Below are 2,523 nucleotides of genomic sequence, written 5' to 3' on the forward strand. Positions count from 1 at the left end.
CATTAAAGATGCGCGACGATCGCTTCATGTTCACTGCGGCTGGACTCTGGAATTTCTACTTAATGGCAGGATAATTTAATCAGTGAAAACCAGAATTTTCCCATTTCACTTTAAGGTTTTATTTCGCGACAAGTCTAATTAAGGTGGGCAAATGTGAGTTGATTGATGATCTGTATCTATAGTTAAAAATTTGCTCATTTTACTACTATGAAACTGCAATACTAATATGATAATATAAAATAAAAAAAATATTGTTCCACCTTAAACCTTATGTGTGCTGGATGATTCTCTAGAGGAATAGTATTTTTTATGGCTGGAATCCTGAGAGATAATTGGCAGCAAGTTAGAGAAAGGGGTAATTTATTTGATGATCGCTTTTGTTGTTATAATTATGGCCAATGTCTAGTCAGGAGGACTCTGGAGAAACTATATTATGTCCCCTGATATCGTTATGTGTAAAATCAAGGACGAATATCTACAGGAAATTTAAGTTTTTCAAGCTTTTAAGCCTTCTTCCCTCTTGCTTTTTCCTTAACTTCACGCTGACAATACCGATACTACCGGACATGATATTTTTATAAAAAATCCTACACATTCGGACATGATATAATCAGATAGATAATAATTTTTGAAGCTTTCAATATAGCTAATTTATTATCTGAGAATATCAATAGCCTCTATCAGTTAAGGGGCACTTGTACAAGTGTAACATACTTTTTAATAAATTGTATGACCTAAATTTTGAAGCCAGGAAATATAGTTTATGCTCAATGCTTTTCAAAGGTTTATTTACCCTATTAAACAAAAAGGAATATTTCCTATTTTATTGATTCTTCTCTTAGGGTGTTTTTTGTACTTTTACAGAGTAAATTTCCGAGGTCTATGGATAGATGAATTTATCAGTGTTTTAGATGGGCGCAAGGTGTCTTTTAATAAAGGCAGGCTACTCTACTATGCTCTTTTAAATCCATGGATGAAGATTTCTGATAATGAGGTATGGTTAAGAGTTCCAGCTATTATTTTTGCACTGTTATCTGTATATATAATTTATAGATTAGGTAATGACTTTTTTAGCAAAAAAGTTGGTCTTCTTGCAGCATTTTTACTAACTATTTCTCCATTATTTATTAATCATGCTCAAGAAATTAGATACTATACAATGAGTGTTTGCCTAGGGCTTTGTGGCTGTCTTGGTCTTGGACATTCTCTGAAGTACCCAGATCAAAAACTTCCACGATTCATATGGGTTGTTGGTAGAATTTTATCCTTTTACACTACACCTTTAAATGCAGCTTTTTTGCTACCAGATATTCTGATTTTATGGCTTAAGTTTAAGTTTAAAATTTCTAGATTAATCAGTTATCTCGTTCTATATTTAACAATCATTATTGCTAGTATTCCTGTAGCTATTTCTGTGAAAAGTGATTCAGGATCGCACCGAGTGATGTTACCAACTCCTGGTGTGAGAGAAATCTTCCGAGAGCTAAGAATAATGACTGTGTTTGCTCATCCACCACCGCTACCTTATATACCATTATTGATTCAAGTTGTAACTTTAATTATTGCTACAGTTATTCTTGTAGCAATAATTCAAAAACCTCGCACTCAAGAAGTTATATGGGTAGCTTTATGGGGAATTATACCTGCTGCATCTATTTTTGTTTTTTCTAATATATTTTACTCGATATGGAACAGTCGTTACCTAATAATCTCTCAGCCATACTTTATACTACTTGTGGCAATTGGTTTTTTTAAGGTTTTCGATTGGCAAAAAATAATTGGATTAGTGCTGGCCGTAATATATATGTTGACCGTTAGTTTAGGTTTAGTAACTTATTATACAAGTTCAAAGCGATACATGGGAGCATCAGACCACTACAGACCAGTAGCACAATTGATTGAAAGTCAAGATAGAGATGGTGACATTATCATTTACTCTACAGGTCATGGCACTTCTTTTACTCTGACTTACTATTATCGAGGTTCTGCACCTATATATTTCTATAAGAGGGAAAAAACAGATAAATCAAATTTTCCTGCCCATTTAAAAAATTGGGTTGAAAGTTTACCTCCTACAGACTCGCGTATCTGGTTTATCTATTACGGAGGAGATATGAACATTTTTAAGTCTGTATTTGCAGATCAATTTACAATTGAATCACAGGAAATTATTGGTAATGCAAATATATTATTATTGACTCCTAAGTTGGATAAAAAATGACTACTAGGATATTAATATCTGGACAAGAAACAAATAAACTTCCCAAGAATTAAGCGATGAGATCGTCTTTATAAACCAAAGACTAAGAATGCTAGAGCACTTAATCTTAAGTCTGTTCGGTGGGTTATTGTGGGCATTTAAGAGTTTGCTAAGTAAGAATAATTTATTGCTGCCTTTTTCCTAGGTCATTCTAATGCAAATATGTTGAGTTAAAACCCTGCTTACACAAAAATTTAATATTCTTTTAACAACCATAAGGGGGTTGGTAAGGGGGTGCTGGTTTCCCCACTCCTCCACAGGGT

General features: G+C 33.5%; 2 protein-coding genes. Both read left to right on the top strand.

Features of this window, described 5'->3' with window-relative positions:
- The first annotated feature begins 309 nt into the window (after positions 1-309).
- Positions 310-444 carry a hypothetical protein gene (locus tag D5R40_RS41725; protein WP_275670464.1) on the top strand — a complete coding sequence of 45 codons (135 nt, stop codon included), beginning with the start codon at positions 310-312 and terminating at the stop codon, positions 442-444.
- Between the two features lie 529 nt (positions 445-973).
- Positions 974-2,221, top strand: a complete 1,248-nt coding sequence (locus D5R40_RS32110) for a glycosyltransferase family 39 protein (protein WP_161564741.1) — start codon at positions 974-976, stop codon at positions 2,219-2,221.
- The last annotated feature ends 302 nt before the right edge of the window (positions 2,222-2,523 follow it).

Origin of the sequence: Okeania hirsuta (genome assembly GCF_003838195.1) — a bacterium.
In the GTDB taxonomy this organism is placed as follows: domain Bacteria; phylum Cyanobacteriota; class Cyanobacteriia; order Cyanobacteriales; family Microcoleaceae; genus Okeania; species Okeania hirsuta.